The following is a 22,185-nucleotide window of genomic DNA, read 5'->3' as shown; positions in this document are numbered from 1 at the left end:
TTTACCTGACTTTTAATGTGACAATGGTAATGATGGCCAGCATGATCCCAATAATCCAGAACCGCGTAACGATCTTGGCTTCATGGTATCCTTTTTTCTGGTAGTGATGGTGCAGCGGCGACATCAGAAAAACACGCCGGCCTTCGCCGAACCGTTTTTTCGTGTACTTGAAATAGGACACCTGGATAATGACCGATAAATTTTCGATCAGGAATACGCCGCACAGGATCGGGATCAGCAATTCCTTACGGATCATGATCGCGAACGCAGCAATGATGCCCCCAATTGCCAGGCTTCCCGTATCACCCATAAAGACTTGCGCCGGGTAAGAGTTGTACCACAGAAAACCAACGCATGCGCCGACGAATGCGCCAGCAAAGATCATCAGTTCGCCCGAATTCGGAATGTACATGATGTTCAGGTATTCCGCGATAACCGTATTACCCGAAACATAAGCCAGAATACCCAGTGTAATTCCGATTACTGCCGACGTGCCTGTAGCAAGTCCGTCGATGCCATCTGTGATGTTCGCCCCATTCGATACAGCTGTGATGATGATCACGACCAGCAGAATAAACGTAAAGACCGCGTATTTTTCATAGCCTGGACCTAAAAATTTCAGCACCTTGGCATAATCGAATTCATTGTTCTTATAAAAAGGCACATTGGTCTTGGTCGATTTAACATCCTGCGTGTAATAAAAATTCTCACCTTTTTTGCGCAATACGATCGGCACTTCAGACTCGGGCGTGGTGTCGCCAACCGTCTGTCTGACAACGATGCCCGGATGAAAATACATGGTCCAGCCAATGATCAGGGCAAGTCCGACCTGACCTACGATTTTAAAGCGGCCGGCCAGCCCTTCTTTGTTTTTACGGAATACCTTGATGTAGTCATCGAGAAAACCGATCGCCCCCATCCATACCGTGGTGATGATCATAAGCACCACATAAACATTGGTGAGGTTGCCGAGCAGGATGGTTGGCACCAGGATACCCAGCAGGATCATGATTCCACCCATGGTCGGTGTTCCCTGTTTCTGCATCTGCCCTTCCAGCCCCAGGTTTCTTACCGTTTCGCCTACCTGCTTCGAATGCAGAAAGTCGATGATACGCCGGCCAAACACCGTTGTAATGACCAGCGACAGGATAATGGCAAGTGAGGTACGGAATGTAATGTACTGAAAAAGCCTTCCCCCGGGAAAGTTGTAGTGCTCACGCAGATATTCGAACAGATGATACAACATTAGCTTGCCTGGTTAAATAGTTCAGTCAGTATTTCCTTATCGTCAAAATGCTTGCGCACCCCGTTTATTTCCTGGTATTTTTCATGTCCCTTACCGGCAACGAGGATAATATCGCCTTTACCGGCCAGGTGAAACGCCGTTTTGATGGCCTCCTTGCGATCGCTGATCACAAGCACTTTCCTGCTGTTGCTGGGGGTTACGCCTGTCTGCATATCGTCAAGAATAGCCTGCGGGTCTTCGCTGCGCGGATTATCTGAAGTAAGAATCACTTTATCGCTCCAGTCGCAGGCAACCTGTGCCATGACCGGCCGCTTGGTCTTGTCACGGTCACCGCCGCAACCGATAACCGTAATGACCTGTTCGGTCCCTTTGCGGATGTTCTGTATGGTGCTGAGCACGTTCTGAACCGCATCTGGTGTATGTGCATAGTCAACGATGCCGATTACGCCTGCGGCAGATACGGTATAGTCAAAGCGCCCTTCTGCACCCTGTAAACGGCTCAGGGCCGTCAGCACGCCCAACTTGTCCTGCTCCAGAAGAATGGCAGTACCGTAAACGGCCATAATGTTGTACGCGTTGAATGAGCCGACAAGCCTGAAATACACGTCTTCCTGGTCTACCTCCATGTGCAGGCCTGTGAACTGGTTATCGAGAATCTTGCCTTTAAAATCTGCCAGCTGTTTCAGCGCATAGGTTTTTTTGTGTGCACGGGTATTCTGCAGCATGACCACGCCGTTTCTGTCGTCGAGGTTGGTCAGGGCGAAAGCCGACTTAGGCAGCGCATCGAAGAATGCCTTTTTCGCGCCTAGGTATTGGTCAAATGTCTTGTGGAAATCCAGATGGTCGTGCGTGAGGTTTGAGAAAACGCCGCCGGAAAAAGACAAGCCACTGATGCGGTGCTGGGCTACCGCATGCGAACTGACTTCCATAAAACAATAATCGCAGCCGGCGTCGACCATTTCGCGCAGCAGCAGGTTAAGCGCCAGCGGATCCGGTGTGGTATGTGTAGCCGGAACGACCCGGTCATTTACATAGTTTTCTACCGTCGAAAGCAGTCCTGCCTTATAGCCCATATCCCGAAACAACCTGAAAAGTAAGGTTGCAATGGTTGTTTTCCCATTTGTGCCCGTAACGCCGACCAGCTTGAGTGCCGAAGAGGGCTGGCCGTAAAAGTTCGAAGCCATGATTCCCAGGGCAGCAGCCGGTTCCGGCACCCTGATGTAAGTTACCTCAGCCTGCAGGCTGGCAGGAAATTGCGCGCAGACCACAGCGGTAATGCCCGCCGCAATTGTCTGGGAAATAAACGCATGCCCGTCACTAAGCGTACCTTTTATGGCAATAAAGATACCACCGGGCGCAGCCTTACGCGAGTCAGAACACAGGGAATGGATCTCTTTCTCTGTACTTCCGCTCACCTCAAGAAGCTGAACACCATATAATATCTCTTTCAACTGCATATGCACTATTCCAATTCAATAAATACAGACAAACCTTTACCGATCCGGCTCCCGGGCGCGATCGACTGGGCAATGACCTTGCCGCTTCCTTTGATCTTGGCTTTAAGGCCGACATTGCCAAGCAGATACAGGGCATCTTTAAGACCCATACCCTTTACGTTCGGCATGCTGCCTTTCGGCGTATTGCTTTCTTCAAATACCAGTCCGCCACTTTCATCGACCGCGTTGAAATATTCAGAGTTTGAGGCGAAAAGCGGTTTAAGGCCAAGCGCCCGGTAAACTTTCTTCGTTGCCTTGATCTGGCCTGACTTGGCGCGTGGCATATTGACTGTTCCGGCAATGACCTCAGAAACCGGGTTATACATTCGCATGTCACTGGCGTAAATGCGGTCGGCAATCTCCCTGAATACCGGTCCGGCTGCAAACGAGCCGTAATAACTGATCTTTTTTGGGTTATTGATCACCACGATCATCGAATACTTTGGTTTATCTGCCGGGAAATATCCGCAGAAGGAGGCCTGGTACGAGCGTTTGCCTTTGTAGCCCCGGTTGTCATCAGCAACCTGTGCTGTTCCTGTTTTGCCCGCAACTTTATACAAAGGGTTATAAATAATCTGTTTGCCCGTACCTTCAGAGATAACACCTTCGAGCATTTCCTGCAGCGTCTTCACCGTCTTTTCAGAACAGATCTGCTCTTTGATCACGCGCGCCTGAAACTGCTCGATCGGGTTGCCAAGGCGTCTGATTTCCCGCACAAAAATAGGTGCGATATACCGACCGTTATTGGCTACCGCGTTGTAGAAAGCCAGCATTTGAAGCGGCGTGATCTGCATTTCATAGCCATAGGCCATTTGCGGCAGCGTCATATTTTTATTCCAGCTCTTGTTAGAGGGGTTTTTAATGACAGGGCGTGCCTCGCCCGGGATCTGCAGCTGCAGCTTTTCATTCATATGAATGTCGTACAAATGATCTGTAAACTGCTTGGGGTTATCCTTGTAATGCGTGTTGACCAGCTTGGCAATGGCAGCGTTTGAAGATTCTTCAAATGCTTTTTTTACGGTTACTGTGCCGATACTGCCATGCGAATCTTTGATTGTGTGCCCTGGTATTCTATAGTTGCCGGTTTCCACATAATCATTCGTGTCGATTTTCCCATCTTCCAGTAAGGCCATATATGAGGCCAGTTTAAAGGTAGAACCCGGGTCCTGACTTGCAGCGATGGCATAGTTGAATTTTTCTTTGTACACGCCTTCGCTTTCCCGCGTATAATTCGCTACTGCCCGGACTTCGCCGGTATTGACCTCCATCAAAATCACAGTTCCATGGTCTGCATCTGCCTTGATCAGCTGCTTTTCAAGTGCACTTTGGGCAAGGTCCTGCATATTGATATCAATAGTCGAAATGATGTCGGCACCATCTTTCGGTGAAACCTCCGCTTCGTCGTTAACGGGCATCCAGACACCGCCGGCAATGCGCTGCATCAGCCGTTTGCCGGTTTCGCCGTTAATATAATCACCATACGCGCCTTCAAGCCCTACCGGGTTGGATACGTTGTCGTTTTTGTAACCGATCGTTCTAGCCGCCAGCGCACGGAACGGCAGCACCCGCTTGTTCTGCTGTACCGCGATCAGGCCGCCACTGTACTTGCCTACGTTGAACAAAGGAAAACTGCGCACCTCTTTCAGGTCCTGGTAAGAAACCCGGCGCTTGAGCAGCAGGTAACGTACGCTGTCCTGACGGGCATGACGAAGGTATCTTGAATACTCTTTGGCCGACCGGTCTTTAAAAAAGGAAGCCAGCTTCATGGCCAGCGAATCAACCTTACTATTGAACAACCGGTCATCCTGTATGCCGCCGGCATACAGGTCCACACGGAGCTCATACTCAGGCACCGAGGTTGCCAGGAGGCTTCCGTCGACCGAGTAGATGTTGCCCCTTACAGCCTCGACGTTCATATACCGGGTAGAAAGACTATCGGCCATGGCGCGCCATTTGCTGCCTTGAATGTACTGAACCTGACACAGCCGTACCAATACCGCCACGGCTAACAGCACAATCAACCCGAAAGCCAGGTATACACGAAGAAGAATATTGGTTCTAATGTTCATTTTCGTTGATCACTATTTTTTTTGGTGGTTCGACCAGTTCTTTGATACCCAGGGTATCGACCGTTTTTGCAACCTCTGTCAGCTTACTCTTAAACATGAGGTCAGCTTTGAGCGATTTATATTCCCAGCTCAGTTCTTTCACTTCCTTCCCCAGTTTGTCTATGTTTCGGATATTACGAACCGCGAAATGACTGTTGGCGATATAAATCATACCGATAAAAGCCAGGAAGATCAGGAAAGGCAACATCTCAGTCGCGGTTTCTTTTGAAACCACACCTTCCCGGAAAAAAGTGGCAAGCAGGTTCCGTTCTTCGGCCTGGGCCGGCGCAGGCGCCTGTTTGATCTTGATGCCAAGATCTTCCTCTTCTTCAGGTGCAACATCGATATGTTCTCTGAACTTGTTCATATCTTTTCCGCTATTCTCAATTTGGCACTGCGTGCACGATTGTTTACAGTTACTTCTGCTTCGGCTGCTTCTACGGGGTTGCGGGTAATCACTTTAAAAGGCTTTTGCTGGTTGCCAAAAAAATCCTTTTCCACCTCTCCCCTGATTTTGCCCCGGGCCATAAAATTCTTTACCGGCCGGTCTTCGAGCGAGTGGTAAGAAATGACCACAAGGCGCCCGCCCGGACGCAGAACCTCTGCAGCCTGCTCCAGGAATTGTTCGAGCATCTGCATTTCAGCATTCACTTCAATACGCAGCGCCTGGAAAACCTGCGCCAGGTATTTATGTGCTTTTCCTTTCGGGATGCAGGCAGCGATAGCCGATTTGAAACCGTCTATATCGGTAAACGGTGCAGTTAAGCGGCACGTAACCACCGTGCGTGCAAGCGTGCGGGCATTTTTCACTTCGCCATAAATGCCGAATATTTTATGCAGCGATTCTTCGCTGTAAGTATTCAAGACATGAGCAGCCGTCAGATCGCGCTGCTGATCCATTCGCATGTCGAGCGCCGCATTGGCACGAATGGAGAAACCCCTTTCCGCCTCGTCGAACTGGTGCGACGAAACGCCCAGGTCTGCCAGGATGCCGTCTACCTGCTTAAAGCCTTTAAGCCGAAGGCTATTTTTTAGAAAGCCGAAGTTTTGGTCAACAAAAATAAATCGCGGATCGTCAGGACGGTTTCGCTGCGCGTCAGGGTCCTGATCAAATGCCACGAGTTTTCCCGCTGGCCCGAGTCGTTTCAAGATTTCGCGCGAGTGACCGCCGCCACCGAATGTCACATCTACATAAATGCCGTCCGGACGAATGTTCAGCCCGTCGACAGACTCAGCAAGCAAAACAGGCACGTGGTAATTATGCTCCATGCGCCCCCCTTGCTTTGTTGCCCATAACCTCTTCGGCCAGATTAGCAAAATTCTCAGGCTCATCATCGAACAAACCATCATACGCCTGCTTATCCCACACCTCGATCTTATCCAGCTGACAAGCAAGCACCACCTCATTCCCGATACCGGCAAAGTCAGTCAGCGCCCTTGGCAGCAGAATTCTTCCGGCCGCATCCAGGGACAGATCGGTAGCACCCCTTGTAAAGAAACGGATGAAATCCCGGTTCTTCTTTTCATAAGGGTTCAGCGAAGATAAATCTGCAACAATCTGCTCCCAAACCCGCTTCGGATAAATAACCAGGTGTTTTTCAAAACCCCGGTTAATTACCAGTCCGTCGCGCTCCACATCGGGCAATTGCTTCTTCAGCGAAGAAGGCACACTTAGGCGGCCTTTCGCATCCAGTTTACAATCGAATTCCCCGAGGAGTTGAATCATTACGGTCTATGCAGTTTTTATCTAGTGTAAAAGTAAATCACTTCTCCCACTTTACACCACTTTTTACCACAAAAAAGTTATTAACAATTTTCAAGCCAGAGAACCGGGCCCTGAAACGCCTGAAAATCGCTTTAGACACGGTGGGGCGAGGTGGGAGTTTGTCCCAAAAAAAGGCCGGCTAAAGCATTTGCTTTAGCCGGCCCTCACGAGTCAGGATGCAAACCCTGACAGAACACCATGCTGGTGCGCTATTTTTCGTTGATTGCTTTAACGCCAGGCAATTCTTTACCCTCCATGTATTCAAGTAAAGCGCCCCCGCCAGTAGAGACAAAACTTACCTGGTCTTCGAGACCAAATTTAGCAATAGCCGCTGCAGAGTCGCCGCCGCCAATCATGGTAAATGATCCGTTGTTGGTAGCTCCTACGACCGCATCTGCAATGGCGCGCGTACCGTGCTCAAAATTAGCCATTTCGAATACGCCCATTGGCCCGTTCCAGAGTACGGTTTTTGACTTGCTGATCACATCTGCGAATAAGGCACGCGTTTCCGGCCCGATATCAAGCCCCATCCATTCATCAGGGATCGCCTTGGTAGGCGCCACTTTCTGGCTGGCATCGTTGTCAAACTTATCTGCAACAACTGTGTCAATGGGAAGGAAGATCTTAACGCCGCGCGCTTCCGCTTTTTTCAGCAGCTCCAGCGACAATTCCTGTTTATCTGCCTCGAGCAGCGAAGTACCAATAGTACCGCCCTGCGCCTTTGCAAACGTATAAGCCATGCCCCCGCCAATGATCAGGTTATCTACTTTCTCAAGTAATTTTTCGATCAGCAGAATTTTATCTGACACTTTAGCGCCGCCCATAATTGCGGTAAACGGACGATCGGGGTTGTTTAATATCTTTTCTGCATTCTTCAACTCCTCAGCCATCAAATATCCGAAGTATCTGGCACCCTGGAAAAACTGCGCAATTACCGCTGTTGATGCATGTGCACGGTGAGCTGTTCCGAAGGCATCGTTCACATAAACGTCGCCGAGTTTCGACAATTTTTCCGCAAACGCAGCGTCGCCTTTTTCTTCTTCTTTATAAAAACGCAGGTTTTCAAGCAGCAGCACTTGTCCGGGGTAGAGGTTTGCTGCGAGTTTGGCAGCCTCCTCGCCTATACAGTCAGCGGCAAATTTCACCTCAAGGTCAAGCATCCGGGAAAGGTCGCCCAGAATGTGTTTCAGGGAATATTTATCTGCGGGCCCTTCTTTGGGTCTGCCGAGGTGCGACATCAGGATCACGGAACCGCCGTCTTTCAGTATCTTTTGAATGGTAGGCAGCGCAGCCGTCATCCGTTTATCGTCTGTGATCTTAAAATCGGCATCCAGGGGAACGTTAAAATCCACCCGAACCAGCGCCTTCTTATCCTTAAAATCAAACTGATCAATCGTATTCATTGTATTTATTTTAGGTTTAACTTCATTTCGTAATGCGGACCGATCTGAGGAACATCGAACACTGCCGACACCACTTCAAAGCCCGTTTTTGTATAAAAACCCACCGCTGCTGCCCGGGCATTGCACCAAAGATAATCAATGCCGAGTGCGGCCAGGTGGCTGGCGGCAAAATCCAGCAGCGCCGCACCATATCCCCGGCCGCTTTGCTGGGGGTGGGTTGCCATGCCTCTCAACTGGTATCCCATGCCTTCGAAAGCATGCAGCTGCGCAGGGAAGAATGACGCGACCGATACGATGTGCCCCTCTTTCAGACAGCCGAGATGAAAAGACCCCGGAGCCTCATCTGCAGGAAACACGCATAGCTCCCGCGGTTTACCGTTTCTTAAAACCAGGCTGCGCAAGGGCAGTGTATCTTCAGCAGGGATAAATTTTACCATGTATCTGTAATCCTTGTTCCAAACGCTTCGCGGTCCTGTATCTTTTTCAACACATCGACCAAACGGCTTGAATAGCCATACTCGTTATCGTACCAACCTACAACCTTAACCAGGTCGCCGACCACCGAGGTGAGCTGTGCGTCAAATATACAAGAATGTGGGTTATCGAGGATGTCGACTGAGACGATCGGGTCTTCAGTGTATTCAAGAATGCCTTTAAGCGGGCCGGCGGCGGCGGCGCGAAATGCTTCATTGATTTCTACTACAGTTGCCGGTTTTACCAGGATACAGGTAAAATCGGTCAGGGATCCATTGAGCACGGGCACCCGAATGCCAGCTCCGCCCAGGCGTCCGTCGAGATGCGGAAAAACCTGGGTAATTGCCTTTGCCGCCCCGGTCGTGGTTGGAATGATCGAGGCCGAAGCCGCCCTTGCACGGCGCAGGTCTTTGTGGTGTGCATCGTGCAGGTTCTGATCGCCGGTCATGGAATGCACAGTGGTAATATAGCCTTCGGTAATTCCCCAGGTATCGTCCAGGATTTTGATCATAGCAGCCACATTATTGGTGGTGCATGATGCATTCGACAACACCGGTGCGTCCAGGTCTGCTGTGCTGTCATTGACACCCAGTACAACCATCGGAATATCGCGGTCTGCAGCAGGCGCAGAAATGAGCACCTTCCGTGCACCGGCATCCAGGTGCGCGGTGGCTTTGGCGCGCGTCAGGTTTCGCCCGGTCGCCTCGACAACTACGTCGACCTGCAACGCTGCCCATGGCAAACGCCCGGGTTCCGCTTCAGAAAAAATGCGTATGGCACGGCCGGAAACATGCAGTGCTCCATCACGAAAGCTCAGGGTTCCTTTGAAACCGCCATGAACAGAGTCATATTTAAAAAGATGAACCAAAGATTCGGGAGAGCCCAGATCATTGATTGCCACTACCTCGAGACCTTGCTCGATGGCCAGACGAAGAAAAACCCGTCCGATGCGGCCGAAGCCATTGATTGCTATTCTCATTTGCCGTTAATGACGCAAAGTTAGCAGATCTACACACATCACCCGAAAAACCCTCGGCTGTATTATGTAAAAAAGCGTTTCCGGCTGCGATAATTGTGTTTTTGGGCAGTCTGTGCCTTTTTTTAGGATTCAAAGCGCATGCCTGCCAGTGCATTGTCAATGAACCCTGAAAAAGTGTCGCAGCAACGGCCAATGACCAAGCCCACCACGTCGAAGAGTTTCAGCAGGTCGGTATGACCGATGCGGTAGCTTTCATCATATCTTGAACCCGAATAGGCTTCTTCGAGCAGCGAAAGCAGGCGTTGTTCTTCGGCCGGCGCATTGCCGAATATACCCCTGAAAGCGGCGAACGTTTGCGCGTGCCGATACAACACCCGCGGCGAATGGCTGCGCAGCTCTCGGCCCCGAAGACTTAAAAACAGGATCCGGAAGCTCTGTTCGCAGGCCTGGTGAAGGCAAAAGGCGGCAAGCCCGCGTTGCGGCAACTCCAACTGCGAGGCTGCGTGCTCATAGAAAGACAAGGCCTTTCCGATTCCCTGCTCAAAGCGGCCTGCTGCCAGCAGCACCTGTTGATAACGACCGTTCGATAGCGCGGGAAACGCCAGGCCAGCTTTCATATACAGCAGGTTATTGACCCGGCAACAACCCGAATAATAGACATGACCCTGCGCAAGCATGTTTGTGATGGTCGAATAACTGTGCAGCGTGAAAGAAACCGGACAGGACACGAGCGCCAGCTCGACCAAAGGCTCTAGTTCAGTTAGTTTATGTTCGCATTGCGGGTTGCACACAACCAGCAAATGAGGTGCCGCCGACTGCGTGCAGGCCAGGAAGATGTAGCCCACCGGCAGGTGACTCACAATAAACCTGAGGGCTGGGCGGAGCGCAGGAGGACAAAGGGACAGTACCGGCGCATCGGCGAGCAGCGACTCAGTCAAGGGTACTGGGGCCTCAATACAAATCACTTCGTGGCCGGACATGACGCTTATGCTTTTACCGTTTCACACCCCTGCCCCCTGGTAACCAGCCGGTAAAGACCAAACAGTATGGCCTCTATGGCTTCGAATTGCGGGTACATATATACTTCGTCAAGCTCAATGATCGATGTAGACCGGCTGAATGCAGCCTGAAGCCAGTGGTTCATACCTGCACGCAGTTGCCGGATGCGTGTAAGAGAAAGCAGCGACCGCAGCTTCCTGCGCTCCTGGCTGTTCAGATCGTTGAAGCGAATCATACAGACGGCCTCTTCGGGCGCCTCGCCATCCAGAAACGCGGTGATCAGCCGGGCATCTGATTCAGATACAAAATTTTTCCCCTCCTCGTGAAAAGCCAGGTAACCGGCCTCGAATACCCGGGTTAGTTCATTGCTGAAGAAAAGGAGCTCTGATGCCAGGCGTTCATCGGCACAAAAGCCGGGAGCCAGCGCCGCTTTAAACCACTGTTTTAAAACGCGTTGCGCCGATAAGATCGTCCAGCCGGAAAAGAACGCCGTGATGACAGCCACTGGCTTTGATTGCTCATTCGGTGTCAGGGCAAGCGGGCTGGTTGACTGGAAGAGGCGAACACAGCTTTCCCGGCTTGCGTAAGGCTTGTAGGGATGGCAGATCAGCCAGCAGGCCTCCAGCAATTGTTCAAATTGCCTGTAAACTTTAAATCCTGACGCCGGCCGTACGGTACCAGCCTGGGCTGACATGCCCGCAGATAGGCCACGATGAAGCTGCCTGACTCGGCGCGATGTGAGAAAACTTCGTAACCAGCTGCCAGGTGCAGACTGTGCCGCCGGCGGCAACACACCAGGGTAGCCGTCCATGAACGCCTTGTTGAAGCGCCCGGAAACCTGACCCGGACGTACGCCCGACCGGAGCAACACCGGAAGCCGTTCAAGCAGGTGCCTGAGCCGTAGAAAAAACAGTGGAAGTTGACCTGTATGCGCTTCTTCCCCTGGCCTGCCGGCGAGGACCAGCGTTTGCAACAGGCGCTTTGACACCCTCAGCGCTGACCCTTCAAAAAACAAGTCGGCTGCCTCGCGCAGCTCATGACTATACATTTCTTGCTGCATACTTTTTGTTTTCATAAATTAACAGTTAAATAATAAGTGTAGAATTTTAAAATTTACTTTTCATTTCATATACTTGCCTTTAAACACAAAGTTATTCGAAATACTTAAATCAAAAAATTTTTTTCTTAAAACTTATAAACATATCCCTATGACTCCAAATGAACGTGTAAAGTTCCTGCTTGGCAAACTCGGCTTCAATACACAAAAAGATTTCGCTGATTCGATCAACATCAAATCTGGTTCGTTGTCAGATATCCTTCGCAAGCGCGTAGGCGTTTCAAGCGCCATCAAAGACAGGCTCGCATTGATACACCACGTCAGTAAACTCTGGCTTGAAACCGGTGAAGGGCCGGTCTTCAATGAACAGCCCACACGGCCGGTAACCGAAAAGGAAGGCATTCCTTATTACGACATAGACATTGAAGAATTGGCTTCAGAAAACCTGCAAATGATGGAGCGCGAGCCCATATATTATGTGAACTACAAACCTTTTAACGATTGTTCAGCCTACCTGCCGGTTTTTGGCAACAGCATGCACCCGGCTTATTCAGCCGGCGATATCATTGCTGTAAAGGAGATATGGAACCGCGATGTACTGGTATGGGGAGAAGCTTACCTAATTATTACAAATAAGAAAGCAAACGACCTGCGGTGTATCCGGTTTCTGCAGGAACATCCTGATCCGGCCAAAGTCATTCTACGTTCATGCAACGCAGCGCACGGGCAGGACGTGACGATAGACCGGGACAGCATTGCTGCCCTGTATATTATAAAAGGGAAAATTACACGAAACCTGATTTAATTGGTCGCAGCCGGGGTATTGATGGCCTGCCAAAGCATATCTTTGAGCTCCGGAATGCCTTTCTGGGTAACAGATGAGATAAAAATTACAGGCATGGGCGGGAGCTGCGCCTTCATTTCCTCGCGCAGCTCTTCATCAAGCATATCTGATTTCGTAACGGCCAGCAAGTGGGGTTTCTGCATCAGTTCAGGATTATAATCCCGAAGTTCAGACTTTAAGATCTCGTATTCTTCTGCAATGGTACGGTGTGTATCTGCAGGAACCATAAACAGCAGCACCGCGTTCCGTTCAATATGCCGGAGAAAACGGTAACCCAGACCTTTGCCTTTTGATGCGCCTTCAATGATGCCGGGAATATCGGCCATGACAAATGACTTGTGGTTACGGTAAGAAACGATACCCAGGTTTGGAACAAGCGTTGTAAAGGGGTAATCTGCTATTTCAGGTTTGGCTGCAGAAACCACAGACAGCAAAGTAGACTTGCCGGCGTTGGGAAATCCAACCAGGCCAACATCTGCAAGGACCTTCAGTTCAAGGATCATCCATTCTTCAAGTCCGGGCTCGCCGGGTTGTGAGAAACGCGGCGTCTGTAAAGTAGCCGTTTTGAAATGGGCATTACCCAGGCCGCCTCGTCCGCCTGCGGTCAGCACCCGCGTTTCACCGTCTTCGGTAATCTCGAACAGCACCTCTCCGGTTTCAGCGTTCTTAGCGATTGTTCCGAGCGGAACATCCAGGATTTCATCCTTGCCTTGCTTTCCGAACTTGTGACCGCTGCCGCCCGGTTGCCCGTCTTCGGCAATAATATGTTTACGATATTTTAAGTGGAGTAGCGTCCAGAACTGTGCATTGCCGCGCAAAATAATATGCCCCCCGCGACCGCCATCGCCCCCATCAGGGCCACCCATCGATGTATGTTTGTCCCGGTGCAGGTGTGCAGAGCCGGCACCGCCCTTGCCCGACCGGCAGCAAATCTTTACGTAATCTACAAAGTTTGAACCCTGGGACATGCAATACTGGCTTTAAGAACGGCGAACCGAACTATGGATTGATTTGGTAACTGTCAATAACAGCACAAAGCGACGCGAAAATAGCGTCAATTTCGCCTATTCCGTTCACTTTGGTCAGTTTACCCTGCTCTTCATAATAGGGAAGAACCTGTACGGTTTTTGAAAAATATTCGTCGATGCGTCTTTTGAGCTTTTCAGCATCGTCATCGGCCCGGTTGCTGATCTTTTTGCGCTCAGCAATGCGCCTGGACAATTCATCCTGATCAACATCGAGCGCAATGACGCCTGTAATTTTGGTTTCTTTGCTAATCAGAAACAGGTCAAGTGCCTGCGCCTGGGCAACAGTACGCGGAAATCCGTCAAAAATAAAGCCTTTCGCATCTTTGTTCCTGTCTGCCTCTTCTTCAAGCATTGCAATAGTGATCTCGTCTGGCACCAGCTCGCCATTTGCAATCAGTTCGCTGACTTTTTTGCCAAGATCGGTTTGGTTGGTGATATGAGCGCGGAAAAGATCGCCGGTTGAAATGTGGATCAATTGATATTTATCGATCAGTTTTTGAGATTGGGTGCCTTTGCCTGCACCCGGAGGCCCAAAGAGAACTAAGTTAAGCATCAAGGTTGTCTTTAAATGTTAAAAGCCTTCCTGCGTTTGGCAGCAAGGCTTTGTACTCTGTTGGTGAACTTGAAGGGAGTCGAACCCCTAACCTTCTGATCCGTAGTCAGATGCTCTATCCAATTGAGCTACAAGTCCGTTTCCGTTTCCTAACGGACTGCAAAAGTAATGCTTGCAATTCTTTTTGCAAAGGAAATTTTAAACTTTTTTACAAGCTGCGCTTTTTCAGGCAGATAGGTTCGGTATACCCATTTCTGACAACTGTCTGGCCACAACGGCAAGTCCTTCTTCTAGACGATGGGGCCGGTAACCAAAATCGGCCGCAGCCTTATCCACAATAAAACCGGTTCGCATTGGCCGTTTCGCCGGCTGCACGAATACCGACGAGGGGACTTCCGTAATAAGCCCCTCATCGAGCGACCAGAACTGTGCCACACGCCGTACCATTTGCGCGATGCTGATAAATTCCTCACCGCTAATGTGGTATATTCCCTGGAGGCCCCGTTCAGCAATCTCCAGGCAGGCGGCAGCCAGATCTTCGGCAAGTGTCGGTGTGCGCCATTGATCATTCACCACACGAATGTTCCTGCCTGCCTCCAGCGATTCTTTTGCCCAAAGCACCAGGTTGCTCCGGCTCATGTCGCGAAGAACCCCGTATACCAGTACAGTCCGCACCACGGTCCAGGGACCTTGCATGGCAGATACCAATTTTTCTGCAGCCAGTTTAGAGCCACCGTAATGGCTCAGCGGGTTGGGCTGGTCAGATTCCCGGTATGGACCACTCTGGCCATCAAAGACGAAATCGGTACTCAGATAAACCAGGTGAATGCCCTTGCGGGCGCACAATTGAACCAGCTGTGCCACCGCTTCTATATTCATGCGGTCGCATAACTCCGGTTGCTCGGCGCAGGTATCTGCATTCGTCACAGCTGCCGTATGGATCACCACATCAGGCCGGTACAGGCCGAGCACCGTTTCGACGCGCTGAGGGTCAAGAAGATCCAGTTCTTCATATATATAGGTATTGCCTGCCTTGAACCGGTCAGGACCTCTTGATGTGGCTACGAGCCTGGACTTCGGTTTCAAAGCATGAACCGCACTGATCTTTTGCCCAAGCAAGCCATTGCTTCCGGTAACGAGAATCGTTTTCATGAGGCTAAAATTAGTTCAAAAAAATCTCTTGAAAAACTTTTGGCAAATCCATTAGAATTTCGCTAATAACTCTTAACTTTGCCATCCAAATTCGAGAGCCTCCAGATCGGCTTTAACAAATTGATTTTTATAATTTTATCCATATCACTATATGCCTAACTTAGGAAAAATAGCGCAAATTATCGGACCGGTGGTGGACGTGAGCTTCGCAGAAGAGGCACACCTGCCTAAAATTTTTGATGCACTCGAGATCAGAAAAGCAAACGGCCAAAAAATCGTATTGGAAGTTCAGCGTCACCTGGGTGAAGACCGCGTGCGCGCCATTGCCATGGACTCGACCGATGGTTTGGTTCGCGGTATGGAAGTTGTCGATACCGGTTCTGCGATCAAAATGCCGATTGGCGATCAGATCAAAGGACGCCTGTTCAACGTCGTTGGCGAGGCACTCGATGGCATTAATACGATCGATAATACAGATGGAAAACCCATCCACAGCGCACCTCCTAAGTTTGATGAGTTGTCTACTGAAACCGAGGTACTCTTTACAGGTATCAAAGTAATCGACTTGCTTGAGCCGTATGCAAAGGGCGGAAAGATCGGTCTGTTCGGCGGAGCCGGTGTTGGTAAAACCGTATTGATCCAGGAACTGATCAACAATGTTGCAAAAGCATATTCAGGTCTTTCTGTATTTGCTGGTGTAGGTGAGCGTACCCGCGAAGGAAATGACCTGCTGCGTGAGTTCATCGAATCGGGCGTAATTAACTATGGCGATGAGTTCCTTCACTCGATGGAGCAAGGCGGCTGGGACCTGGCAAAGGTGGATGTTGAGAAATTAAAAGAATCAAAAGCAACCCTGGTGTTCGGACAGATGAACGAACCTCCGGGTGCACGTGCACGGGTGGCCCTTTCTGGTCTGACCGTTGCAGAATATTTCCGCGATGGCGAAGGTGAAGGTGCAGGAAAAGACATCCTTTTCTTCGTAGACAACATTTTCCGCTTTACGCAGGCCGGTTCTGAAGTATCTGCACTTCTTGGCCGTATGCCTTCTGCGGTTGGTTACCAGCCTACACTGGCAACAGAAATGGGTCTGATGCAGGAGCGCATTACATCAACCAAACGCGGCTCGATCACCTCTGTACAGGCAGTATATGTTCCTGCAGATGACTTGACCGACCCTGCGCCGGCTACGACCTTTGCGCACCTTGATGCGACAACCGTACTTTCACGTAAAATTGCCGAGCTCGGAATCTACCCTGCCGTCGATCCGCTTGACTCTACATCGCGTATTCTCTCTCCTGCCGTTCTTGGCGACGAGCACTACAACACCGCTCAACGCGTAAAAGAAATACTTCAGCGCTACAAAGAGCTTCAGGACATCATTGCCATTCTTGGTATGGATGAACTTTCTGAAGAGGATAAACTGACAGTTCAGCGTGCCCGCCGCGTTCAACGTTTCCTTTCGCAGCCTTTCCACGTTGCCGAACAATTTACCGGCCTAAAAGGCGTACTGGTAGACATCAAAGACACCATCAAAGGATTCAACATGATCATTGACGGTGAGGTAGATGAATACCCTGAAGCAGCCTTCAACCTGGTAGGCAGCATCGAGGAAGCGATCGAAAAAGGCAAAAAACTGCTTGCTGAAGCAAACGACTAATACAGGCGGCGCCCCGTCGTTGACAGGCGCAGACTTTTACCCGTTACCCCGGCATTGCAGGATTAAATAACAGACAGAAATGAACTTAGAAATATTAACCCCCGATAAAAAGATCTTCGAAGGCGAAGTGAGCTCGGTTACCGTACCGGGAACACTCGGCTCGTTCCAGATCCTGAAAGACCATGCTCCCATTATTTCCACCCTGGAAGACGGGAATGTGATCATTCGCTCAGGAAAAGAAGAAAGTACTTTTTTTATCAAGGGAGGTGTGGTAGAAGCCATCCACAATAAAATTGTTGTACTGGCCGAAGGCACAGCCTAACACCACTTAAAATCTATGCTGAAAAGCTCCGCCACTGCGGGGCTTTTTTTGTTTTCTGCCCGGCCATTTCCCGACATCTTTTTTAGCCGGGCAGGCCTGTTCAGGAAGAATTTTACATTAAATATACTGCTAGCATAATATTCATACCGAATACCGTTTTTAACTTTAGTCTGCGATGTACCCGGTAAACACTGGAAAAAAGAGGTTTCTACCATTTTTTCTTTGGAATTTCGCGATGGTTGCAAAATTATATTCTAAAATATTTTTTTTAAACTTTTGTTTGCTAATAAATAGACCAAAAACTAAATTGGTATAATCTAAAACGAGCAAAATGACTGCGACCAGCCTTCGTCCTTTCCAGAACACCCGCACTGCACTTAACCGTGTGCTGCTACTGGTTTGGGCTGTCATTCTGCTGAATGGCAAGACGCAGGCGCAAACGGTATAGATACACAGACAACACACCCGAGCGCCTTCCAAAAAAAGGCGCTTTTTTAATGTCAATACGATGCAGTATTACAACAACAAAACACTGGTATACATTAACGGCGACTTTATCAAAGCGACCGAAGCCAAAGCCGACATGTACAGTCAGTCGCTTCATTACGGCTTCGCGGCTTTTGAAGGCATCAGGGCCTATAAAACACACAATGGCACCCGGATATTCAAAGCCCGTGAGCATTTTGCCCGATTGAAACGGTCCTGTGCGCTGGCTGGCATTCCTTTTAACTGGGATACAGAGCAGCTGATGCGCGACACATATAAACTTCTGGAACTAAACCAGTTGAAAGATGCCTACATCAGACCCCTGGTTATTTGTGATCCGAACATGTCACTGACAGCGCCGGCCGGCGTATCTGTGGTCATCTGCGCCTGGGAATGGGCTGCATATTTCGGCGACAAACTTTTACGGCTAATGATCTCCTCTTACCAGCGCCCCAATCCGCGCTCGACACCGGTCGAAGCGAAACTGAGCGGACATTTTATGAACGCCATACTTGCATCGACAGAGGCGAAATCAAAAGGATTTGACGATGCGCTGATGCTCGATCACCAGGACAAAGTCGCCGCCGCACCCAACGCCAACATTTTTATTGAACGCGATGGCAGGTTGTACACGCCGAAAACCGGCAACATCCTTCCCGGCATTACCAGACGCACTGTAATGGAACTCTGCCGGGTGCTCGATATCGAAGTGATCGAAAAAGAACTTACCGCGATCGAGCTTAAAAATGCAGACAGTGCCTTTCTCTGCGGAACCGCCGCTGAAATTGTCGGCATTCAGTCGGTAGACAGCATCATTTTCCCGCAAAGCTGGAATGAATCGATCGGATCGGTGATTCAGCGTGCCTACAAAAATGTCGTACTTGAAAAGGTGAATTACGAGGTAATCATCTGATATCCCGCTGCGGGAAAACGTTCTTTATTTTTTTGCTATGTTTGTTCAGCACCATGTATAAAAGAACAAACACCATTAGCAAGCTCATTAATGTCATTTCCCAGAGCGGAACTGGAGCTGTTTGCATGTGATGTTTCCATACACCATAACAAACCGCCTCCACTTCAGGGGCGGTTTTTTTTTGCCCCGGGAACACTGACGCGTAAACCGAAAACTAAACAAAATATAGATTGAAAAACAATGGAATTGAACAAATACAGTAAAACACTAACCCAGGACCCGACACAACCGGCCGCACAGGCCATGCTGTACGGCATCGGTCTTACCGAAGCAGATATGGCAAAAGCGCAGGTAGGCATAGCCAGCATGGGCTATGACGGAAACACCTGCAACATGCACTTGAACGACCTGGCGAAGATTGTAAAACAAGGTATTTGGGACAACGACATGGTCGGTTTGATCTTTAACACCATCGGTGTGAGCGACGGTATGAGCAATGGAACCGAGGGCATGCGTTATTCGCTTGTAAGCCGCGACGTCATTGCCGATTCAATAGAAACCGTGTGCGGCGCACAATACTACGATGCACTGATCACACTGCCTGGTTGCGACAAGAACATGCCCGGTTCACTCATCGCCATGGGCCGCCTGAACCGGCCTTCTATCATGGTATATGGCGGAACCATCAAACCGGGCCATTACAAAGGTGAAGACCTCAATATTGTTTCCGCATTCGAAGCGCTGGGCAAACGCATTGCGGGCCAGATTGACGACATAGACTTTAAGGAAGTGGTACGCAATTCCTGCCCGAGTGCAGGCGCCTGCGGTGGTATCTATACAGCCAACACCATGGCGGCAGCGATCGAGGCCCTGGGCATGAGCCTGCCTTATTCGTCTTCCAACCCTGCCCTAAGCGACGAGAAAAAACAGGAATGCCTCGATGCGGGGAAAGCCATCCTCCTCCTGCTGGAGAAAGACATTAAACCAAGCGACATCATGACCCGCAAGGCTTTCGAAAATGCCATTGTTACCATCATGGTGCTTGGCGGTTCGACAAACGCGGTTCTGCACCTCATTGCCATGGCGAAAAGTGTAGACGTGCCCCTTACACAGGACGACTTCCAGACCATCAGCGACCGCATTCCTGTACTGGCCGATATGAAACCAAGCGGCAGGTACATGATGGAAGACCTGCATAAAGTTGGCGGTGTGCCCGCAGTCATGAAGTACCTGCTTAGCAAAGGCTGGTTGCACGGCGATTGTCTTACCGTTACCGGCAGAACGCTTGCCGAAAACCTGGAACAGGTGCCTGCGCTCGATTTTGAAAGCCAAAAGATCATCCTTCCCGCTGAAACACCGATCAAAGCCACAGGTCACCTGCAGATCCTGTACGGCAACCTGGCTGAAGGCGGCAGCGTAGCCAAGATCTCCGGCAAGGAAGGAATCAGTTTTGAAGGTCCGGCAAGGGTATTCGACGGAGAGTTCGAACTGATTCATGGCATCACGAGCGGCCGTGTCAAAGCTGGCGACGTAGTGGTGATCCGTAATGTTGGACCAAAAGGGGCGCCTGGCATGCCCGAAATGCTGAAACCCACTTCTGCTATCTTTGGTGCAGGCCTGGGTTCAAGCGTGGCATTGATTACAGACGGCCGCTTCAGCGGTGGCACACATGGTTTTGTCGTGGGCCACATCACACCCGAAGCTTTTGAAGGCGGCCTGATCGGACTTGTTCAGGATGAAGACCGGATCGAGATCGACGCCACGACCAACAGCATTGTGCTGAAGGTCTCTGAAGACGAGATCAGCCAGCGCCGGGCTGCCTGGAAACAACCTGAACTGAAAGTAAAAAAAGGAATCTTATACAAGTACGCCAAAAGCGTAAAAAACGCAGCCGAAGGCTGTGTAACTGACGAAGCTTAAACAACATGACAATGGAAACCGCACAAGATCTTACCGCTACCGGTACCGAAACCAGGCAGGAACCAGCCGGGACATTCAAGGGATCAGGCTCGCAAGCCCTGCTCAACGGACTAATTGCCGAGGGGGTAAGCACCATCTTCGGCTACCCCGGAGGGGCGATCATGCCTATTTATGACGCACTTTACGATTACAACGAACGGCTTGAACACATTCTGGTACGGCATGAGCAAGGAGGCATCCACGCCGCCCAGGGTTATGCCCGCACCTCGGGTAAGGTCGGTGTCGTCTTTGCGACAAGCGGCCCTGGGGCAACCAACCTGGTAACAGGCCTCGCTGATGCCCAGATTGATAGTACGCCGCTGGTTTGCATTACCGGCCAGGTCTTTGCCCACCTGCTGGGTACAGATGCTTTCCAGGAAACTGACGTCATTAACATCACGACGCCGGTGACCAAATGGAATTACCAGGTCACAGACGCCAAGGAAATTCCCGAAGTATTGGCCAAGGCCTTCTACGTAGCCAAGAGCGGTAGGCCGGGACCTGTGCTGATCGACATCACAAAAAATGCGCAGCTCCAGATCGAAACATTCGCGCCCTATAAAAAGTGCAACCACATTCGCAGCTACCGGCCGGCACCACAGATTCGGCAAGAGTTCATTGCCGAAGCGGCAGCCCTCATCAACAAGGCAGAAAGGCCCTTCGTACTTTTCGGACAGGGTGTAATTCTCGGTAAGGCAGAAAAGGAATTTACGGAGTTTATTGAAAAAAGCGGCATCCCTGCGGCCTGGACCATTATGGGCGAAAGTGCTATCCCGACAGACCACCCGCTCAATGTGGGCATGCTGGGTATGCACGGAAATTATGGTCCCAATGTACTGACCAATGAGTGCGACGTACTGATCGCAGTTGGCATGCGTTTCGACGACCGGGTAACCGGCAGGCTTGATAAATACGCAAAACAGGCCAAGATTGTTCATCTCGATATTGATCCCGCAGAGATTGATAAAAATGTAAAAGCAGATGTTGGCGTTTGGGGTGATTGTAAAGCCACGCTTCCGCTGCTGACGGCACTCGTCGAAAAACGCAATCATCAGGCCTGGCTTGACCGCTTCAAAGCTTACAACCAGGAAGAACAGGACCAGGTCATTACACCAGAGCTCTACCCTGCCGGCGAGGAAATGACCATGGGCGAGGTTTTGCGGAACATCAATGAAATCACCGGCGGCGATGCCGTTATTGTAACCGATGTAGGGCAGCACCAGATGGTTGCCTGCCGGTATGCAAAATTTAATAAAACTAGGTCGAACGTAACATCGGGTGGTCTTGGCACCATGGGTTTCGGCCTTCCCGCCGCCATCGGCGCAAAATACGGGGCTCCCGAACGTACCGTTATAGCCATTATCGGCGATGGCGGCTTCCAGATGACGCCACAGGAACTGGGCACCATCATGCAGTTCGGCGCAGCGGTTAAGATCCTGATCCTGAACAACAGGTTTCTGGGCATGGTGCGCCAGTGGCAGCAGCTTTTCCACGACAAACGGTACTCTTTCGTGAACATCACCAGCCCCGATTTTGTGGCCTTGGCCAAGTCCTATTATATTGAGGCAAGCCGGGTAGATGAGCGCGCATCACTGCGGTCAGCACTCGAAACCATGATCAACCATGAAGGTTCATACCTGTTGGAAGTCATGGTGGGCAAGGAAAATAACGTTTTCCCTATGGTACCGCAGGGTTGCAGTGTAAGCGAGATCCGGTTAAAATAAATCACAGCAAAAATTCATGA

The 22,185-nt window shown here is 50.3% G+C and carries 20 protein-coding genes and 1 tRNA gene; 6 read left to right on the top strand and 15 right to left on the bottom strand.

All coding sequences use genetic code 11. The annotated features are described in order from the left end of the window. Position 1: 1 nt before the first annotated feature. The 11 genes from mraY to C7T94_RS16945 form a co-directional block, all read right to left on the bottom strand. On the bottom strand, positions 2-1,246 hold the full coding sequence (gene mraY / locus C7T94_RS16995) for a phospho-N-acetylmuramoyl-pentapeptide-transferase (protein ID WP_107216902.1): 1,245 nt from the start codon (positions 1,244-1,246) through the stop codon (positions 2-4). Further along, positions 1,246-2,703: a UDP-N-acetylmuramoyl-L-alanyl-D-glutamate--2,6-diaminopimelate ligase gene (locus C7T94_RS16990; protein WP_107216900.1), complete on the bottom strand. Its 1,458-nt coding sequence runs from the start codon at positions 2,701-2,703 to the stop codon at positions 1,246-1,248. The genes mraY and C7T94_RS16990 overlap by 1 nt, the downstream gene beginning before the upstream one ends. Before the next feature lie 5 nt (positions 2,704-2,708). Further along, the gene (locus tag C7T94_RS16985) at positions 2,709-4,811 is read right to left on the bottom strand and encodes a penicillin-binding protein (protein ID WP_107216898.1); all 2,103 of its coding nucleotides are present in this window, start codon (positions 4,809-4,811) and stop codon (positions 2,709-2,711) included. After that, positions 4,801-5,217, bottom strand: a complete 417-nt coding sequence (locus C7T94_RS16980) for an FtsL-like putative cell division protein (protein WP_107216897.1) — start codon at positions 5,215-5,217, stop codon at positions 4,801-4,803. The genes C7T94_RS16985 and C7T94_RS16980 overlap by 11 nt, the downstream gene beginning before the upstream one ends. Then, on the bottom strand, positions 5,214-6,119 hold the full coding sequence (gene rsmH, locus C7T94_RS16975; RefSeq protein ID WP_107216895.1) for a 16S rRNA (cytosine(1402)-N(4))-methyltransferase RsmH: 906 nt from the start codon (positions 6,117-6,119) through the stop codon (positions 5,214-5,216). Before rsmH ends, C7T94_RS16980 begins: the two co-directional genes overlap by 4 nt. Continuing rightward, positions 6,109-6,576, bottom strand: coding sequence for a division/cell wall cluster transcriptional repressor MraZ (gene mraZ / locus C7T94_RS16970; protein ID WP_107216893.1), 468 nt, complete (start codon positions 6,574-6,576; stop codon positions 6,109-6,111). Before mraZ ends, rsmH begins: the two co-directional genes overlap by 11 nt. 248 nt (positions 6,577-6,824) lie before the next feature. After that, a complete protein-coding gene (locus tag C7T94_RS16965) occupies positions 6,825-8,018 on the bottom strand; it encodes a phosphoglycerate kinase (RefSeq protein WP_107216891.1) in 1,194 nt (397 codons plus the stop codon). Between the two features lie 5 nt (positions 8,019-8,023). Then, the gene (locus C7T94_RS16960) at positions 8,024-8,455 is read right to left on the bottom strand and encodes a GNAT family N-acetyltransferase (RefSeq protein WP_107216889.1); all 432 of its coding nucleotides are present in this window, start codon (positions 8,453-8,455) and stop codon (positions 8,024-8,026) included. Then, on the bottom strand, positions 8,449-9,471 hold the full coding sequence (gap, locus tag C7T94_RS16955; protein WP_107216887.1) for a type I glyceraldehyde-3-phosphate dehydrogenase: 1,023 nt from the start codon (positions 9,469-9,471) through the stop codon (positions 8,449-8,451). Before gap ends, C7T94_RS16960 begins: the two co-directional genes overlap by 7 nt. Before the next feature lie 122 nt (positions 9,472-9,593). Then, complete coding sequence (locus C7T94_RS16950; protein ID WP_107216885.1) at positions 9,594-10,451, bottom strand: HEPN domain-containing protein; 858 nt, start codon at positions 10,449-10,451, stop codon at positions 9,594-9,596. A gap of 5 nt (positions 10,452-10,456) precedes the next feature. Next, positions 10,457-11,545, bottom strand: a complete 1,089-nt coding sequence (locus C7T94_RS16945) for a hypothetical protein (protein WP_107216883.1) — start codon at positions 11,543-11,545, stop codon at positions 10,457-10,459. 133 nt (positions 11,546-11,678) lie between these two features. Here C7T94_RS16945 and C7T94_RS16940 point away from each other — a divergent pair, with 133 nt between their 5' ends. Further along, positions 11,679-12,332: a LexA family transcriptional regulator gene (locus C7T94_RS16940; RefSeq protein WP_107216881.1), complete on the top strand. Its 654-nt coding sequence runs from the start codon at positions 11,679-11,681 to the stop codon at positions 12,330-12,332. Here the strand turns inward: C7T94_RS16940 and obgE are convergent. From obgE to C7T94_RS16920, 4 genes are all read right to left on the bottom strand, one after another. Next, a complete protein-coding gene (gene obgE, locus C7T94_RS16935; protein WP_107216879.1) occupies positions 12,329-13,339 on the bottom strand; it encodes a GTPase ObgE in 1,011 nt (336 codons plus the stop codon). The genes C7T94_RS16940 and obgE overlap by 4 nt on opposite strands. A 31-nt stretch (positions 13,340-13,370) precedes the next feature. Next, positions 13,371-13,952, bottom strand: coding sequence for an adenylate kinase (locus C7T94_RS16930; protein WP_107216877.1), 582 nt, complete (start codon positions 13,950-13,952; stop codon positions 13,371-13,373). A 61-nt stretch (positions 13,953-14,013) separates the two neighbouring features. Then, a tRNA-Arg gene (locus C7T94_RS16925) sits at positions 14,014-14,090 on the bottom strand. 87 nt (positions 14,091-14,177) lie between these two features. After that, on the bottom strand, positions 14,178-15,104 hold the full coding sequence (locus C7T94_RS16920; protein WP_107216875.1) for an SDR family oxidoreductase: 927 nt from the start codon (positions 15,102-15,104) through the stop codon (positions 14,178-14,180). A 151-nt stretch (positions 15,105-15,255) separates the two neighbouring features. Here C7T94_RS16920 and atpD point away from each other — a divergent pair, with 151 nt between their 5' ends. The 5 genes from atpD to ilvB all read left to right on the top strand — a co-directional run bounded on the left by atpD (position 15,256) and on the right by ilvB (position 22,165). Further along, the gene (atpD, locus tag C7T94_RS16915) at positions 15,256-16,761 is read left to right on the top strand and encodes a F0F1 ATP synthase subunit beta (protein WP_107216874.1); all 1,506 of its coding nucleotides are present in this window, start codon (positions 15,256-15,258) and stop codon (positions 16,759-16,761) included. A 79-nt stretch (positions 16,762-16,840) separates the two neighbouring features. After that, a complete protein-coding gene (atpC, locus tag C7T94_RS16910) occupies positions 16,841-17,083 on the top strand; it encodes an ATP synthase F1 subunit epsilon (protein ID WP_107216872.1) in 243 nt (80 codons plus the stop codon). A gap of 508 nt (positions 17,084-17,591) precedes the next feature. Further along, the gene (locus C7T94_RS16900) at positions 17,592-18,482 is read left to right on the top strand and encodes an aminotransferase class IV (RefSeq protein WP_107216868.1); all 891 of its coding nucleotides are present in this window, start codon (positions 17,592-17,594) and stop codon (positions 18,480-18,482) included. Positions 18,483-18,722: 240 nt separating this feature from the next. Further along, the gene (gene ilvD, locus C7T94_RS16895; RefSeq protein ID WP_107216866.1) at positions 18,723-20,402 is read left to right on the top strand and encodes a dihydroxy-acid dehydratase; all 1,680 of its coding nucleotides are present in this window, start codon (positions 18,723-18,725) and stop codon (positions 20,400-20,402) included. Between the two features lie 11 nt (positions 20,403-20,413). Next, entirely contained in the window at positions 20,414-22,165 is a 1,752-nt protein-coding gene (gene ilvB / locus C7T94_RS16890; protein ID WP_107216864.1) for a biosynthetic-type acetolactate synthase large subunit, read from the top strand. Positions 22,166-22,185: the final 20 nt, after the last annotated feature.

The organism is Pedobacter yulinensis, assembly GCF_003029735.1.
In the GTDB taxonomy this organism is placed as follows: domain Bacteria; phylum Bacteroidota; class Bacteroidia; order Sphingobacteriales; family Sphingobacteriaceae; genus Pedobacter; species Pedobacter yulinensis.
The sequence above is the reverse complement of the archived record's forward strand: the minus strand, read 5'-3'. Positions and strand labels throughout refer to the sequence as shown.

Excerpts from the sequence above, each read along its gene's own strand:
- mraY (WP_107216902.1), bottom strand. The coding sequence starts at position 1,246 with ATGTTGTATCATCTGTTCGAATATCTGCGTGAGCACTACAACTTTCCC.
- C7T94_RS16990 (WP_107216900.1), bottom strand. The coding sequence starts at position 2,703 with ATGCAGTTGAAAGAGATATTATATGGTGTTCAGCTTCTTGAGGTGAGC.
- C7T94_RS16985 (WP_107216898.1), bottom strand. The coding sequence starts at position 4,811 with ATGAACATTAGAACCAATATTCTTCTTCGTGTATACCTGGCTTTCGGG.
- C7T94_RS16980 (WP_107216897.1), bottom strand. The coding sequence starts at position 5,217 with ATGAACAAGTTCAGAGAACATATCGATGTTGCACCTGAAGAAGAGGAA.
- rsmH (WP_107216895.1), bottom strand. The coding sequence starts at position 6,119 with ATGGAGCATAATTACCACGTGCCTGTTTTGCTTGCTGAGTCTGTCGAC.
- mraZ (WP_107216893.1), bottom strand. The coding sequence starts at position 6,576 with ATGATTCAACTCCTCGGGGAATTCGATTGTAAACTGGATGCGAAAGGC.
- C7T94_RS16965 (WP_107216891.1), bottom strand. The coding sequence starts at position 8,018 with ATGAATACGATTGATCAGTTTGATTTTAAGGATAAGAAGGCGCTGGTT.
- C7T94_RS16960 (WP_107216889.1), bottom strand. The coding sequence starts at position 8,455 with ATGGTAAAATTTATCCCTGCTGAAGATACACTGCCCTTGCGCAGCCTG.
- gap (WP_107216887.1), bottom strand. The coding sequence starts at position 9,471 with ATGAGAATAGCAATCAATGGCTTCGGCCGCATCGGACGGGTTTTTCTT.
- C7T94_RS16950 (WP_107216885.1), bottom strand. The coding sequence starts at position 10,451 with ATGTCCGGCCACGAAGTGATTTGTATTGAGGCCCCAGTACCCTTGACT.
- C7T94_RS16945 (WP_107216883.1), bottom strand. The coding sequence starts at position 11,545 with ATGAAAACAAAAAGTATGCAGCAAGAAATGTATAGTCATGAGCTGCGC.
- C7T94_RS16940 (WP_107216881.1), top strand. The coding sequence starts at position 11,679 with ATGACTCCAAATGAACGTGTAAAGTTCCTGCTTGGCAAACTCGGCTTC.
- obgE (WP_107216879.1), bottom strand. The coding sequence starts at position 13,339 with ATGTCCCAGGGTTCAAACTTTGTAGATTACGTAAAGATTTGCTGCCGG.
- C7T94_RS16930 (WP_107216877.1), bottom strand. The coding sequence starts at position 13,952 with ATGCTTAACTTAGTTCTCTTTGGGCCTCCGGGTGCAGGCAAAGGCACC.
- C7T94_RS16920 (WP_107216875.1), bottom strand. The coding sequence starts at position 15,104 with ATGAAAACGATTCTCGTTACCGGAAGCAATGGCTTGCTTGGGCAAAAG.
- atpD (WP_107216874.1), top strand. The coding sequence starts at position 15,256 with ATGCCTAACTTAGGAAAAATAGCGCAAATTATCGGACCGGTGGTGGAC.
- atpC (WP_107216872.1), top strand. The coding sequence starts at position 16,841 with ATGAACTTAGAAATATTAACCCCCGATAAAAAGATCTTCGAAGGCGAA.
- C7T94_RS16900 (WP_107216868.1), top strand. The coding sequence starts at position 17,592 with ATGCAGTATTACAACAACAAAACACTGGTATACATTAACGGCGACTTT.
- ilvD (WP_107216866.1), top strand. The coding sequence starts at position 18,723 with ATGGAATTGAACAAATACAGTAAAACACTAACCCAGGACCCGACACAA.
- ilvB (WP_107216864.1), top strand. The coding sequence starts at position 20,414 with ATGGAAACCGCACAAGATCTTACCGCTACCGGTACCGAAACCAGGCAG.